Raw genomic sequence first — 14,203 nt, forward strand, 5'->3', positions numbered from 1 at the left:
CAGGGCGAAATCGACCGATCCGTCCTGTGTTCGCCAGATCACCTGTTCTCGGCAGCCGACAGCCCCCAAGATCGAAGCAGACAACACCGAACAGGGAAGTGATACCCGTGGGCACGACCGTCTTCGAACGACAGCGGCCGGCAGCATCCGTCATCCGTCACAGCCTCTCCGGGACGCGTCAGGGCGTCTTCTGGCTCGATGACCTCCCCGTCACCCCGGCTCGCGTACGCGTGAGCGGGGAGTCGACGGCCGACCTCGTCGTGGTCGGCGCGGGGTACACCGGTCTGTGGACCGCACTGCAGGCCAAGCGCCGCGATCCGTCGAGCCGCGTCGTCGTGGTCGAGGCCCGCACGGTCGGCTGGGCCGCTTCGGGGCGCAACGGCGGGTTCTGCGAGGCGAGCCTCACGCACGGGCGCGACAACGGCCTGAGCCGCTGGCCCGACGAAATCGACCGCCTCGACGAGATGGGGCTCGAGAACCTCGACGGGATGGGCGAGGACATCGCCGCGTACGGCATCGATGCGGACTGGGAGCGCGTCGGCTCGCTCGGCGTCGCTACCGAGCCGCACCAGCTCGAGTGGCTGGACGAATGGGCAGCGGATGCCGCATCCCGCGGCGAAGAGGGAGTGCTGCGTCTCAGCGAGGCCGAGGTGCAGGCGTCCATCGCCTCCCCCACCTATCTCGGGGCGGTCTGGGAGCAGCGCTCGACCGCCATCGTGCATCCGGGCAAGCTCGCCGCCGGGCTCGCGCACGCCGCCGAGGAGGCGGGCGTCGAGATCTTCGAGAACTCGCCCGTCCACGCACTGGACGACGCCGGCGACAAGGTGCGGGTCGTCGCGACCCACGGCCGCATCACCGCCGGGCGCGTGGCGCTGGCGACCAACGTCTTCCCGTCGCTGCTCAAGCGCAACCGCCTTATGACCGTTCCGGTCTACGACTACGCGCTCATGACCGAGCCGCTGTCGTCGGAGCAGCTCGCCGCGATCGGCTGGAACGATCGGCAGGGCATCAGCGACCTGGCGAACCAGTTCCACTACTACCGGCTCAGCCGCGACAACCGCATCCTGTTCGGCGGGTACGACGCGGTCTACCACTACGGGCGGCGCATCCGCACGCAGTACGAAGACCGCCCCTCGTCCTTCGAGAAGCTGGCTGGCCACTTCTTCACGACGTTCCCGCAGCTGGACGGCCTGCGCTTCACCCACAAGTGGGCCGGTGCGATCGACACGTCGACCCAGTTCTGCGCGTTCTACGGCACCGCGCGCCAGGGTCGCGTCGCGTACGCGGCGGGCTTCACGGGCCTCGGTGTGGCAGCGACGCGATTCGCCGCCGACGTCATGCTCGATCTGCTCGCCGGCGAGCGCACCGAGCGCACCGAGCTCGAGATGGTGCGCAGGCGCCCGCTGCCGTTCCCTCCCGAGCCCGCTGCCGCCATGGGCATCAACGCGACCCGCTGGTCGCTCGACCGGGCCGACCACAACCGCGGCAGGCGCAATCTGCTGCTGAAGACCCTCGACGCCCTCGGACTGGGGTTCGACTCATGAGCGAGCTGGACGCCGGAGCCCTCATCTCCGCGGGCGAGGTGGAGGTCCCGCTCGTCCCCGTGCCGCCCGCGCAGGTGGTCGCGGGGTCGCCGTCCACGGGATCGGTCGACCTCGACGAGGACATGGGCATCGGCGTGTGGGAGATGACGCCCGGTGCGATGTCCGACGTCGAGATCGACGAGGTGTTCGTCGTCGTCGCCGGCTCCGCGACGGTGGAGTTCGTCGATCCGGCCCTGCCCTCGATCGAGCTCGAGGCAGGCGCGATCGTCCGGCTAGAAGGGGGGATGCGCACCGTCTGGACGGTGCGCGAGACCCTCCGCAAGGTGTATCTCGCCTAGCCCCGCCTCGCCCGGATGCCACGATGGAGGCATGCGTGCAGTCGTCTACGACGCCTTCGGCGTCGCACCCGAGGTCCGTGACGTACCGAGACCGCCGGCGCCCGATGGCGGCGTCGTCGTCGAGGTGCGCGCGACGGGGCTGTGCCGCAGCGACTGGCACGGCTGGGCCGGCCACGACGACGACATCTCGCTCCCCCACGTGCCCGGGCACGAGCTGGCGGGCATCGTCGCCGACGTGGGCGAGGGCGTCGAGAGGTGGGCCGTCGGCGACCGCGTGACGGTGCCGTTCGTGTGCGGCTGCGGGCGCTGTGAATGGTGCCGGCGGGGCGATGCGCAGGTGTGCCCCGACCAGACGCAGCCGGGCTTCTCACACGACGGGTCCTTCGCCGAGTTCGTCGCGCTGCATGCGGCCGACGCGAATCTCGTGGCGATCCCCGAGTCGGTGAGCTTCGAGGCCGCCGCGGCTCTCGGGTGCCGCTTCGCCACCGCCTACCGCGGGCTCGTGAGCCGTGCACGACTGGTGGCCGGCGAGTGGGTCACCATCGTCGGCGCCGGCGGTGTCGGCCTGAGCGGTGTCATGATCGCGAAGGCGCTCGGCGCTCGCGCGATCGTCGTCGATCGTCATGGGGCGGCGCTGGATGCGGCATCCGCTCTCGGCGCCGATCACGTCGTTCTCGCCGACGGTCGGGACGTCGCGGCCGCCGTCCACGAGCTGACCGACGGAGGAGCGCATGTCTCCGTCGATGCCGTGGGCAGCGAGCAGACGTGCGCGGACGCGATCCACAGCCTCCGCCGACGTGGACGGCACGTGCAGATCGGCCTGCTCCCGCCCGTCGACGGCCACCCTCGCGTGCCGATGTCACGCGTCATTTCGTGGGAGCTCGACCTCCTCGGCAGCCACGGTATGGCCGCGGTCGACTACCCCGGCATGCTGGCGCTCATCGAGTCGGGCGCTCTGCACCCAGAGGCGCTCGTGGAGCGCGTCGTCGGGCTGCCGGAGGCTGCCGCTCTGCTGCCCGCGTTCGACTCCGCGATGCCCGCCGGCATGACGATGATCGACCCGCGTCGGGGGTGAGACGACTCCACGGGTCGAGCGGACTCAGCGGCCCGCCGAACGGCGCACCAGCAAGGCGAGGTGCAGGGCGGTCTGGGTCTCGCCGTCGTCGAGGTCGACGCCGAGCAGCTCCTCGATGAGGGCGATGCGCTGGTAGAACACCGAGCGCGACAGATGGGAAGCGGATGCCGCGGCCGTGCGGTTGCCCGGATGTGCGAGCATCGCCTCGAGCACGTCGAGCAGGTCTCCGGTGCGGGTGAGGTCGTGCACGATCAGGGGCGCCAGCATGCGCTCGCCGTGCTCGAGCACGCGGTGGTCGTCGCGCAGCGCCGTCACGAGCTGCACGAGCGGGCGGTTCTCGGCCCGGCGCAGGTGCGGCCCCTTGCCCGGACGCCGGCGCCGACCGCGGGCGAGGTCCACGGCGTCGTGGAGGGAGGCGAGACCTGCGTCGAGGCCCTCGGCGGCACGGCCGACCGAGAGGGTCAGGCGATCGGTGTCGGCCCCCGCCTCCACGAGCGCGGCGGCGAACGCGAGAGCGGCGGGATCGTCGAACACCGTGTCGGCGGGCAGCGACAGCAGCAGCGTGGTCGCCGGTGCGAGCACGCCGTCGGGCGCCGAGCCGGCGAGCGCGCGCCCACGCAGGGCCCGGGCCGCGGCATCCGCTCGCTCTGCCGTCACCGCGGCACCCGAGACGACGACCCCGTACAGGCGCGCGCCCCGCAGCGGCAGTCCGGCCGCCTCGAGTCGCGCGGCGGCACCGCCGGCGCCGGCGAACCGGCCCGCCAGCAGGCCGTCGACCAGGCGGCGCCGGCCGATACGGCCCCACTCGTCGGACTCGCCGTCGGCGAGACGGCCGACCGCGAGTGCGATGGCGCCCTGCTCCATCACCGCGGTGCGTCCGGCGGGGTGATCGGGTCCGGGAAGTGCGATGAGGGTGCCCCAGCGCACGCCGCGCGCCTCGACGGGCACGACCAGCCAGTCCTCCGGGCCCGGGGGCGCGCCCCGCTCACGGCGCTGCTCGGCCCGGCGGTGGGCCGAGCGCGAGCGCAGCTCCCACTCGGTGAAGAGCTCCTCTTCGAGAGCGAGCGGCACCTCGGCGGCGACCACCTCGTGCCCCCGGTTCTCGAGCACCACCGGGGCGCCGAGGGTCTGGGCGAGCTGGTGCACGATGAAGTCGGCGGGCGACCCGCGCAGCACGAGCGCGGTGAAGCGCTCGCGCACCTCGTCGCGCGAGCGCAGGGCGTCGCTCTGGCCCGTGATGATGCGGCCGTGCACGGCCTCGGTGATCGTGATGAACTTCAGCTCGCGGTGCAGCACGATCAGCGCGAGGTTGCGCTCGCGGGCCGCTTCGACAACGACGGCGGGCACGTAGCGGTAGTGCGTGCCGAGTTCGAGGATGAGCCCGGAGAGCCCCGCGTCGGCGAGCCCGCCGATGAACCGGCGGAGGTCGGCGGGATCTTCCGGCCACGACGATCCCGTCGACAGCAGGAGCTCACCGCCGTCGAGCAGCGGGGCGACGCCGGCGCTGTCCGACACGTGCAGCCAGCGCACACGGGCATCGAGCGCATCGTCGCCGACGAGCACCTCGGGGACACCCTGAGCGACGGCATCCAGCGCGATCACCTCGCGTACGGTCGGGAGGGTTTCAAGCGCGGATCCTGCGACCAGACGATCCGTACGGATCGGTTGATCTTCGCGACGGTCGGGCACCGTTGCACCAACTTCTGCTCTGACAAACTGGGCCGACCCAGCCTAATCCATCTCCGGTCGATCTGTCCGGAGACGACCCGGGAGCCGCCATGACCGACACGCTCTCGCGCGCCGCGACCTACACCGACCGCAACGGCGCCGCCCATCCCCTGCCCGATCGTGAAGCCGACGCCCGCGTCCGCGCCGACGATCGTGGGCATGTCTTCCACTCCTGGAGCGCACAGGCGGTGATCGATCCGCTTCCGATCGCCGCCGGCGACGGCTCGACGTTCTGGGACTACCAGGGCAACGCCTTCCTCGACTTCAGCTCGCAGCTGGTGAACCTCAACCTCGGGCACCAGCATCCCGACCTCGTCGACGCCATCCAGCGGCAGGCCGGGCGGCTCGCCACCATCCAGCCGTCGATGGCGAACGACGTCCGAGGCGAGCTCGCGCGCCGAATCGCCGAAGTCGCGCCCGACGGCATGGACAGGGTGTTCTTCACCAACGGCGGCGCCGACGCCAACGAGAACGCCGTGCGCATGGCGCGCCTCGTCACCGGCCGTCGCAAGGTGCTGTCGATGTACCGCAGCTACCACGGCAACACGTCCACGGCGATCGCACTCACGGGCGACCCGCGACGGTGGCCGAACGAGCCCGCCGACGGCTCGGTCGCCAAGTTCTTCGGCCCGTATCCGTACCGCTCGGCATTCCATTCCGCGACGCCCGAGGAAGAGACTCAGCGCGCGCTCGAGCACCTCGAGCAGACCATCGTGCTCGAGGGCGCGTCGACGATCGCGGCGATCGTCATCGAGACGATCGTGGGCACCAACGGCGTGCTCGTGCCGCCGCCGGGCTACCTCGCCGGCGTCCGCGACCTGTGCGACCGGTTCGGCATCGTGTACATCGCCGACGAGGTGATGGTCGGGTTCGGCCGCGTCGGCGAGTGGTTCGCCTTCCAGGCGTTCGATGTGGTGCCCGACCTCATCACGTTCGCGAAGGGCGTGAACTCGGGGTATGTGCCGCTCGGCGGGGTGGTGATCTCGGACCGCATCGCCGCGCACTTCGACACGATGGCGTTCCCGGGCGGGCTCACCTACTCCGGGCACCCACTCGCCTGTGCGGCGGGCGTCGCGACGTTCGAGGTCTTCGAGCGCGACGGCATCCTCGCGCGCGTCCGCGATCTCGGAGCGCGCGTCGTCGAGCCGCGACTGCGCGAACTGGCCGTCCGGCATCCCTCGGTCGGAGACGTCCGCGGAATGGGCCTCTTCTGGGCCATCGAGCTCGTGCGCGACCGCGAGAGCCGCGAGCCCCTGGTGCCGTTCAATGCGAGTGGGGCGGATGCTGCGCCCGTCGCCGCCGTCGCGGCAGCATGCAAGCGCGACGGCGTCTGGCCGTTCACGCACTTCAACCGCGTGCACGTCGCACCGCCCCTCGTCATCTCGGAGGACGAGCTCCTGCGCGGGCTGGACGTGATCGACCGCGCCCTCTCGCACGCGGACGAGCACACGCGCTGACGCGCCGCGTCGCCACGCTCAGCCGGCGACGACGGTGTCGCCCACGCGGATCACCGCCGGCGACGCGGATGAAGCCAGGTCGGGCACGAGCCACACCCCGAACCACGTCTTGCCGTCCCAGCGGCGGTGCTTCGCGAGCGTGCGGATCGGCTCCTTGCCGCGCACGAGCGTGTCGGGGTCGATGGTGGTCATCACGCAGCGATCGCACACGCCGTTCACGCGGAACCGCACGTCGCCCAGCTGCACGAAGGGCCAGGAGTCCTCGGCGAAGGGCGACGCCGGATCGCCGTCGACGACGACGTTCGGACGGAACCGCACGATGTCGAGCTCCGGCGTCCCGTCGTCGGTCCACCGGTTCAGCTGCGCCGTCGACGACTCGCTGGCGAGGAGCAGCGGCCCGACGTCGGCGAGGGACACGCGGTCATCGGGGTGCCCGCCGTGCGCGGGGTTCACCGGCCGCACTCGGGGGTCGGGCTGCCATACCAGCTGCACCGGGCGGCCGAGGCGCTCGCTCAACCAGGCGTCGGCCGCGGCATCCGCCGGCAATGCCGAACCCTGACGCGAGTGGCCGACCCGGATCGGGGCGGCGCTCACGGGCTCGGGGATGCGCAGCTCGCTCCCGTGACGCCCGTCCGACAGCACCAGCGCACCGTCGTCGAGGGTCGCGGACAGGCCGAGCATCTCGTTCGCCTCGCGCGCGGTGACCGGCTCGCCGTCGGGGTCGACGACCGCCCAGCGGCGATCGCCCTCCAGGCCCCACGGCAGCACGCCGGCGACGTCGACGTCGAGGCCGGCGAACGACTTGACGGGATAGAGGCGGATGCGGGTCACCTGCATCGAAGAACGCTATCGCGCGATCGGGGCGGTTCGTTCCGCTCCGTCGACCCGACGGCGGGACGGGGCGCGGGAGCCGGGGGCATTCAGCCAGCTGAGCACGGTGAGCATGACCAGTTCTGCCCGCGACGCCTGACTCAGGACGGTCCAGGTGCGCGCGTCGTGCGGATCGGCGATCATGGCTCCTTCTCGTTCCCGGACCGCGTCTCGGTCTCATCAGGGAAGAGGCGCTCGGGCATCCTCACGTACATCCCTCGCCATCACCCTCACAGGCGCGGAAAAAGCAAGAGGGGGCGCATACCGCGCGATTGGTATGGAATCCGAAGCGGGCCGCGTGACGAACTACTGGTGCATCCGTGGGAACGGATGCACGGGAATGAATAGACGAGGTTCGTCGTTATTTCTGTACTCAGCACGATTCGGTGCTGCAGGAGGGGACTGTGGGCAAGAACTACATCGACATCGAGAACGACCGGGGCGAGACGCTGCGCTACCGCAAGCACGTCAACGGTCGCGGCCTGATCGCGCACGGCGCCAAGGTGCACCCGAGCGCCATCGTCGAAGCGGGGGCGTATGTCGAGCCGGGGGTTCAGATCGCCGCGGGCGCACACGTCGGCCGCGGCGCGTGGGTCGAGTCGGACGCCGTGATCGGTCCCGACGCCGACATCGCACCCCACGCCCACATCGGACCCCGCGCCGCGATCGGCGCCGGAGCGAAGATCGGCGTGCGCACGCATGTCGGCAGCGAGGCCCGTGTGGCCGTCGGATCGCTCATCGGCGACGACGAGACCATCGCCGACGGCGAGCGCGTGGCGACCGATCAGCGCGGTCTCCGCCTCGCCGCGTGACGCCCGCCGAGTCGCCGGCCCGGGCGGCGTGACGGCCACGCCCGCTCGTCAGCACCGGCAACTCGCAGGGTGACCGCGCTCCGAGGCGTCCGGAGGTCTGAGGGCGCGCTATCGTGACGCGCATGAAGGGCTTCGTCACGGCGGTCGCCGTCGTGCTCGGATCGGTCCTCGTCCTCGCGATCGGCGTCGCCCTCGCGGTGTGGGTGCTCCTGAGCGTCGGCGCCTTCGACGCGCCCGCCGAGCCCGCGACCTCTTCAGGCACCGAAGCCCCGGTCGCCGACGGCATCCCGTCCCGCCCCGCCGAGGCCTTTCCGCTGACGGTGCGGTACGTCTTCGACGGCGACACGATCGAAGCGCAGGCGACGCAGCCCAACACCATCGTCACCACCACGGAGCCGGTGCGCATCCGGCTGATCGGCGTCGACACCCCCGAGGGCACGCCCACGCCGGAGTGCTGGGCGGATGAGGCCCGCGCCCACCTGCGCGAACTCCTTCCCGAGGGCACGACGGTCTGGGCGGCACCCGACACCGAGACGTCGGACCGCTACGGCCGCTACCTCTTCAACCTCTGGTCGGACGACGGCCGATTCATCAATCACGAACTCGTCGCCGCCGGAGATGCCGAGGCGATCCGCGTCGGCTCCAACGACGCGTTCTACGACCTTCTCACCGACGCGCAGACGCAGGCGCAGGCATCCGGAGCCGGCAGATGGGCCGCGTGCGGCTGAGCCTCCGGGCGGCTCAGGCGAACAGGAACAGCACGAAGCCGATGAGGGGCAGCGTGCCCTGCGTGAGCGCGGCGCGCAGGTACTTCATGCCTGTCGTGAGCAGGACGAGGGATGCCGCGACCATCGACCCGAGACTGAACAGCACCAGTGCGAGCCCGGCCGCCCGCAGCGCCGAGTCGTCCGCCCCCGACAGGAACAGAACGAGCCCGATGGCGGTGCCGACGGCGAGGAACAGGTTGTAGAACCCCTGGTTGTAGGCCATGGGCTTGGTGATCTCGGCGGCGGCCTGGTCGGCGACGCCGAACCGCTTCCAGATCTTCGGCTGCGTCCACTGCACGCTCTCCATCACGAAGATGTACACGTGGAGCAGGGCTGCCAGCGCGGCGAAGACCGTGGCGATGATCGCGATCATGACCGAACGATAGCGCCCGGCTACGCTGAAGCCCATGGCACGCAGCGGAAAGTCGCACGCGCGACCGGGCAAGTCGGGGCGGGATGCCTCGCCCCGCCGCAGCGGCAAGGGCGGCAAGCCCGCGGCTTCGAGCGGCAAGGGCGGCGCTTCCGGCGGCAAGGGCGGGCGTCCTCCGCGCCGACAGCCGGCCGCCGCGGCGACGCCCGAGGTCTCCGCCGCGCCCTTCCGGCTGGGCGCGATCCCCGGCGCCACCCCCGGGAAGTGGATCTCGGCCTGGCGTGACCGTGTGCCGGGTGTCGAGCTCGAGCTCGTGCCGCTCGAGGTGTCCGACCAGCGACGCGCGCTCGTCGACGGCGAGGTCGACGCCGCTCTCGTGCGCCTGCCGATCGATCGTGACGACCTGCACGCCATCGCCCTGTACGAAGAGATCCCGGTCGTCGTGATGGCGGCGGACTCGCACCTGACCGCGGCCGATGAACTCGACCTCGAGGACCTCGCCGGCGAGGTGGTGATCGCGGCACGCGACGATGTGCTCGGCATCCGGGTTCCCGACGCCGTCGAGCCCGCCTTCGCTCCGCCGGCCGACACGGCCGAGGCGATCGCAACCGTCGCCGCGGGCGTCGGGGTCGTCGTCGTCCCGATGTCACTCGCGCGGCTGCACCACCGCAAGGACGTCGAGCACCGACCGCTGCGCGACGGACCGACGTCGACTGTCGCGCTGTGCTGGGTCGCCGATCGCACGACTCCGGCCGTCGAGACGTTCGTCGGCATCGTGCGCGGACGCACCGCCCACTCTTCGCGCGGCTGAGCGGGAACGGGGTCGGGGGATGTCGCCGACCTGGGTCTCTGCGACATCCCCCGCCGGTCCTGCTCAATGACCGCACGTCCCCAGACGCTCTCCCCAAGAGGGCGGTCATCCGCTCCCAGCGGCGGCACCCCCAGATGCCGTCGTGCATGAGCAGTTCCACTGAGTCAGAGCGCTCCCGCGGCGCCTTGATACATCGGCGCCGAAGTTTTCTCCGGAATTCTCAGAAGCCCGCGCCGTGCACCTGGAACGGCGCCACGATTCCGGTGCTGTCGGCCGCGCGGGCGAGTGCCTCGGCCGGCGGCACCCCGGCCACGAGCTCGGTGTGCATCGCGCCGAGCAGCTCGCAGGCCGCATCGTCGGCGACGATGACCGGGGCCGCGATCACGCAGCGCGTTCCGGCATGCAGCCAGATGCGAGTCATGCCGATGGCTTCCTCGCCCCAGCGCAACGACGAGCGCCCGACCTCGCAGGCGGAGAGCACGACGGTGTCGGGGACCTCGGGCATGCGGTCGATGTCGTAGCCGAACAGGGTGCCGTCGACCAGCTCGAGTCCCGAGAACAGCGGGTTGTCGACCGTGTGACGTCCATGTGCGGCGACATGGAGCAGGTCGACGTTCGCCGCCAGGTCGGTGACGTGATCGACGGATGCCTCGTCCCCGCCCAGGACGGTGGCCCCCGGCCACGCCGTGGCTGCGGTCGCGACCTCCTCCTCGCCACGGGCGACGCGCGGTCCGACGGCGAAGCCTGCGCGTCGGCGCGCGCCGGTGTCGCCCCGCGTGCGCATCCACCGGGATGCCGATGACGCCATCGTGAACGCGTGCCCGCGCATCGCGGGAAGCATCGCCCACGGGATGCCGCCGAGGATGCCGGGGATGGTGATCACGAGCCTGCGGCGGCCGGCACGCGCGACCGCATCCGCCAGAAGGATCCTCGACAGCTCGTCCAGGCGCGAGTCGAGGGATCGCCGCACGACCGCGGCCATCGGCCCGCTGCGCACCGAGGCCGCCATGTCGAGATCGGCGCGGAGCCCGCCGAGAAGGAGGTCGGGATCCCACTGCCGGATCGGCACGACGTGATCGCCGTCGGCGGTCACCACGAGGGCGACGAGGGCGGTCCTGGCGTAGAGATACGCGATGTGGGCGGTGTCGGCCGGAAGGGCGCTGCGCAGCTCGTCGAGCGTGGCCGGACGATCCACGTGGATCGCACCCGTGGCCGACCACTGCCGCTCCCGCGCGCGCTCCCGCAGCGCCGCAGCACGGGGCCGGGAGAGCCAGTCCTCGCCGGGGTCGTCCGCGCGGATCATCCGCAGTTCGGCGAGCTCCTCGGCGAGGCGGGGGTCCGGCGGCGGTCGCAGGGGCGTGACCTGCTGGCTCAGGTGCCTCGCGCGCTCCGACCACTCGAACAGGACATCGGGCCGCCCCGACTCGATGGCCGACCCGAGCCCGGCGAACATCAGGCCGGTCGCGTGCATGCGGAACGAGGTCTGCAGATCGAGACTGCCGAAGGACTGCTGCCACTCGGTCAGCATGTCGAGGCCGTTCGCCGCGTGCCGGCGCACGAGAGCGGGCCTGCCCGCCGCGCGGGCACGTGCGGCCCGGGCCTGGTGGGCGAGCAGCCGCACCTCCATCGACGCGGAGACCGACGTCCGAACGGGGCGCGTCGACGGCTGACCCTGCTCGGCGAGAGCGAGATCGTGGGCCAGGCGGAGCGCCGCCGCCTCGTTCAGGAAGCGGTGGCGCTGGAGCGCGGCGACGACGTCGGCGACCTCGCCCGCCGACGGACGCTCGACGGAAGGCGGCAGCTCCGGTGCGAGCAGCGCGCGCAGCCTGATGCCCTCGGCGCGCACGCGCCACGCCTCATTCCCGAAGGCCTCGAAGCCGGCGGACGCGGCGGCGGCTGCGGTGCCGGCGCGCTCGGGTGCGTGGTTGAGGAGCGACCGCGCCAGGTTGAACTCGGCCATCGCGCGGTCCAGCGGCATCCCCAGCTCGCCGAACGTCGCCGCGACGCGCTCGAGGATCGCCTCCGCCTCGGAGGTCTGGCCCGCATCCCGGAGCACCTCGGCGCGATCCAGATCGCCGACCGCGGCGCCGACCGCGGTGTCGCCGGCGAGCGGCGCCGCGGCGACCATGGCCTGCAGTGCGCCGACCAGGTCGCCCGAGAGCATCGCGACGTAGCCGAGGTTGTGCCGCGCCTGCGCCTCGGCGACCGGCATGCCGGCCGCGGCATATGCCGCCGCCGCGCAGCGCAGGTCGTCTTCAGCGGCGTCCAGGCGGCGGTGCTGCATCCGCACCAGGCTGCGGTTGACCCGCGTGTTCGCCTCGGCGACCGGGTCGTCGGCGAGCGCCTCGATCGCGCGCGTGAGCCAGCGCTCCGCGTCGGCGAGGCGGCCGGCCTCCTCGGCCAGTGCGCCGAGCTGGCCGGCGAGGATCGCGACGGTGTGGTCGCTGAGACCGGGCTCGGCGATCGCGTCGCCGCAGATGCGTTCGGCGTCGGCGACGTGCCCGGTACGCGCGAGCACGTAGGCCCGCGTGCCGGCGATGCGAGCCCGGAGGTTCGCATCGCCGGCATCGCTCTCGGCCCGGTCGAGCACCTGAGCGGCCTCGTCGTAGCGACCGCGGTTGACGAGGTCCACGGCCTCACGGTGCAGCGCGTCGGCCGAACGGGTCATCCCCCTATCTTGGCGGGAACAGCGTCCGTCGTGGCGGCTACAGCTTCGGTGTGAACTCCAGCTTCTTCGCCTCCTCGCGCAGAAGCTTCTTGATCTCGTCCTCGCTGGGAGCACTCGCCGTCGCCGTGGTCGCCGTGCTCGCGGTCGCCTTCGGTCCCATCAGGACCGGCGCGATCGCCTGGGCGAGCTTGCCCGCAATGTACGGCGCGGCGAACGACGTGCCGCTCCAGATCGCGAACCCGCCGCGCCAGTCGTCGGGGTCGAGGCTCTGCCGCGGCAGCGGCTGGGCGACGCCCGGCAGGTCATAGAGATCATCGCGTGTGCCCGCCTGGATGCCACCGAGGAATCCGGGTGACGTGCTGAAGACGGACACACCGGGCGCGTAGGTCTTGACCCAATCACCGACGTTGCTGAAGAGCGCGATCGTCTGGCTGTTCGGATTCAGTGCGCCGACCGACACGTGGGGCGCTGCTTTCGCGAGCGCGGCGGCTTCGTCCCGCTTGGCCGGGAACTGCCAGAGTGCCGCCGGGAACGCCGGGCGTTCGGTGGAGTCGTTGCCGGCCGAGCACACGACCGCGCAGCCCAGCATGCGCGCTTCCTCCAGCAGCTCGCCCAGCGTGGCGTCGAACAGCTCGTCGTCGGGGGTCTCGTGGTAGTAACCCAGCGAGATGTTCATCACATCGACCTTCTGGCCGGCGCGCATCGCGTCGACCAGCCGCCGCACCGCCTCGAGGAACTCCCCTTCGAGCACAGTGCCCTGACTGTTCGCCACGCGCACGGCGATGATGTCCGCGTCGGGGCAGACCTGGCGCACGATGCCCGCAACGAACGTGCCGTGACCTGCCGCCTCGTCGAGGAACCCGTCGAGCGGGCCCGACTGATCGGGGTAGACCTCGGGGTCCGTGTTCGGGTCGTGGTCGCCGATGGGTCCCTTCGGCGACATCGGATCACGGGTCACGATCGGGTCTTCGAGCCACGGGTGGTCGCCGCAACCGGTGTCGAAGACAGCGACGACGGGCCGGCGCCCGGAGAACCTATCGTCGTCCGTCCGCACGGGCTTCGGTCCGACGTAGGTGATGATCTCGCGGCCGCCGCTTCCCGGCTCGGCGTACGCGTCGGGGCCGGGAGCGTTGGTGCGGCCGTACGGGTTCGTCCGACCGTAGGGGTTGGTGCGACCGTACGGGTTGGTCCGGCCGTAGGGGTTGGTGCGGCCATTCGCCCCCAGCGCGAGCACGTGGTCGAGGCCGACCCCGCGGGAGAGCTTCCTGCTCTCCCGCTCGGTGCGCGATGCGTCGTCGGCCCGGGGGAACTTCTGCCGTGCCGCCTTCAGCAGCCGCCACGCGTCGACGGGCGGCACGGGCTGGTCGTCGACGTCGACCTTCGGATCCTGCGAGATGTCGGCGCGATACAGCGGTGGAGTGCGGCGTTCACTGCGGTCCGCACGTGCCTCCTCCTCGGCGGCGGCGAGATCGAGTTCGCTCTCCTCCCCTCCTTCTGCGGGACGGGTGAGCGGACGGATTCTCACCGACCAGCCGAACGCGCGGGCAGACTCGCTCAGATCGGTCTGGATGCGCTGCAACTCCTCGCCGGCGCTCACGAGGAGATGGGTGGGTGCGTACTCGGTCGGATAGGCGGGAACGCCGGGTTCGGGCTCGACGGCCGGGTCGAGCACGACACCGAGAGGCTTCGTCGCCTCGTATCGTGAGCGCCACGTCTCGTTCGGCGGGCGGCGGGGCGGCTTCTCGTCAGCCATGGATCTCCTT

General features: G+C 71.7%; 12 protein-coding genes. 7 read left to right on the top strand and 5 right to left on the bottom strand.

Features of this window, described 5'->3' with window-relative positions; translation table 11 throughout:
- Positions 1 to 107: 107 nt before the first annotated feature.
- From H9622_RS13870 to H9622_RS13880, 3 genes are read left to right on the top strand one after another with little or no spacing between them, the layout of a single operon-like run.
- Positions 108 to 1,544 carry an NAD(P)/FAD-dependent oxidoreductase gene (locus H9622_RS13870; protein WP_191767011.1) on the top strand — a complete coding sequence of 479 codons (1,437 nt, stop codon included), beginning with the start codon at positions 108 to 110 and terminating at the stop codon, positions 1,542 to 1,544.
- Positions 1,541 to 1,882, top strand: coding sequence for a cupin domain-containing protein (locus H9622_RS13875; protein ID WP_191767012.1), 342 nt, complete (start codon positions 1,541 to 1,543; stop codon positions 1,880 to 1,882). Before H9622_RS13870 ends, H9622_RS13875 begins: the two co-directional genes overlap by 4 nt.
- A 31-nt stretch (positions 1,883 to 1,913) precedes the next feature.
- Positions 1,914 to 2,957 carry a zinc-dependent alcohol dehydrogenase family protein gene (locus tag H9622_RS13880; RefSeq protein WP_191767013.1) on the top strand — a complete coding sequence of 348 codons (1,044 nt, stop codon included), beginning with the start codon at positions 1,914 to 1,916 and terminating at the stop codon, positions 2,955 to 2,957.
- A 24-nt stretch (positions 2,958 to 2,981) separates the two neighbouring features.
- Here the strand turns inward: H9622_RS13880 and H9622_RS13885 are convergent, their stop codons facing one another.
- The gene (locus tag H9622_RS13885) at positions 2,982 to 4,559 is read right to left on the bottom strand and encodes a PucR family transcriptional regulator (RefSeq protein ID WP_318247128.1); all 1,578 of its coding nucleotides are present in this window, start codon (positions 4,557 to 4,559) and stop codon (positions 2,982 to 2,984) included.
- A 176-nt stretch (positions 4,560 to 4,735) separates the two neighbouring features.
- Here H9622_RS13885 and H9622_RS13890 point away from each other — a divergent pair, with 176 nt between their 5' ends.
- Entirely contained in the window at positions 4,736 to 6,142 is a 1,407-nt protein-coding gene (locus H9622_RS13890; RefSeq protein ID WP_191767015.1) for an aspartate aminotransferase family protein, read from the top strand.
- 18 nt (positions 6,143 to 6,160) lie between these two features.
- On the opposite strand, the gene H9622_RS13895 is transcribed toward H9622_RS13890, so the two are convergent.
- The gene (locus tag H9622_RS13895; RefSeq protein ID WP_191767016.1) at positions 6,161 to 6,979 is read right to left on the bottom strand and encodes an MOSC domain-containing protein; all 819 of its coding nucleotides are present in this window, start codon (positions 6,977 to 6,979) and stop codon (positions 6,161 to 6,163) included.
- A gap of 437 nt (positions 6,980 to 7,416) precedes the next feature.
- Here H9622_RS13895 and H9622_RS13900 point away from each other — a divergent pair, with 437 nt between their 5' ends.
- Positions 7,417 to 7,824 (top strand): transferase, encoded by a 408-nt coding sequence (locus H9622_RS13900; protein WP_191767017.1) that lies wholly within the window; start codon positions 7,417 to 7,419, stop codon positions 7,822 to 7,824.
- A gap of 122 nt (positions 7,825 to 7,946) precedes the next feature.
- A complete protein-coding gene (locus tag H9622_RS13905; RefSeq protein ID WP_191767018.1) occupies positions 7,947 to 8,552 on the top strand; it encodes a thermonuclease family protein in 606 nt (201 codons plus the stop codon).
- Between the two features lie 13 nt (positions 8,553 to 8,565).
- Here the strand turns inward: H9622_RS13905 and H9622_RS13910 are convergent, their stop codons facing one another.
- Complete coding sequence (locus H9622_RS13910) at positions 8,566 to 8,964, bottom strand: DUF1304 domain-containing protein (protein ID WP_191767019.1); 399 nt, start codon at positions 8,962 to 8,964, stop codon at positions 8,566 to 8,568.
- A gap of 34 nt (positions 8,965 to 8,998) precedes the next feature.
- On the opposite strand from H9622_RS13910, the gene H9622_RS13915 reads away from it, so the two are divergent.
- Positions 8,999 to 9,772: a LysR substrate-binding domain-containing protein gene (locus H9622_RS13915; protein ID WP_191767020.1), complete on the top strand. Its 774-nt coding sequence runs from the start codon at positions 8,999 to 9,001 to the stop codon at positions 9,770 to 9,772.
- Between the two features lie 220 nt (positions 9,773 to 9,992).
- Here the strand turns inward: H9622_RS13915 and H9622_RS13920 are convergent, their stop codons facing one another.
- Both H9622_RS13920 and H9622_RS13925 read right to left on the bottom strand, forming a co-directional pair.
- Positions 9,993 to 12,440, bottom strand: a complete 2,448-nt coding sequence (locus tag H9622_RS13920) for a CHAT domain-containing protein (RefSeq protein WP_191767021.1) — start codon at positions 12,438 to 12,440, stop codon at positions 9,993 to 9,995.
- A 37-nt stretch (positions 12,441 to 12,477) separates the two neighbouring features.
- Positions 12,478 to 14,193: a S8 family peptidase gene (locus tag H9622_RS13925; RefSeq protein ID WP_191767022.1), complete on the bottom strand. Its 1,716-nt coding sequence runs from the start codon at positions 14,191 to 14,193 to the stop codon at positions 12,478 to 12,480.
- Positions 14,194 to 14,203: the final 10 nt, after the last annotated feature.

The organism is Microbacterium gallinarum (assembly GCF_014837165.1).
Lineage (GTDB): Bacteria > Actinomycetota > Actinomycetes > Actinomycetales > Microbacteriaceae > Microbacterium > Microbacterium gallinarum.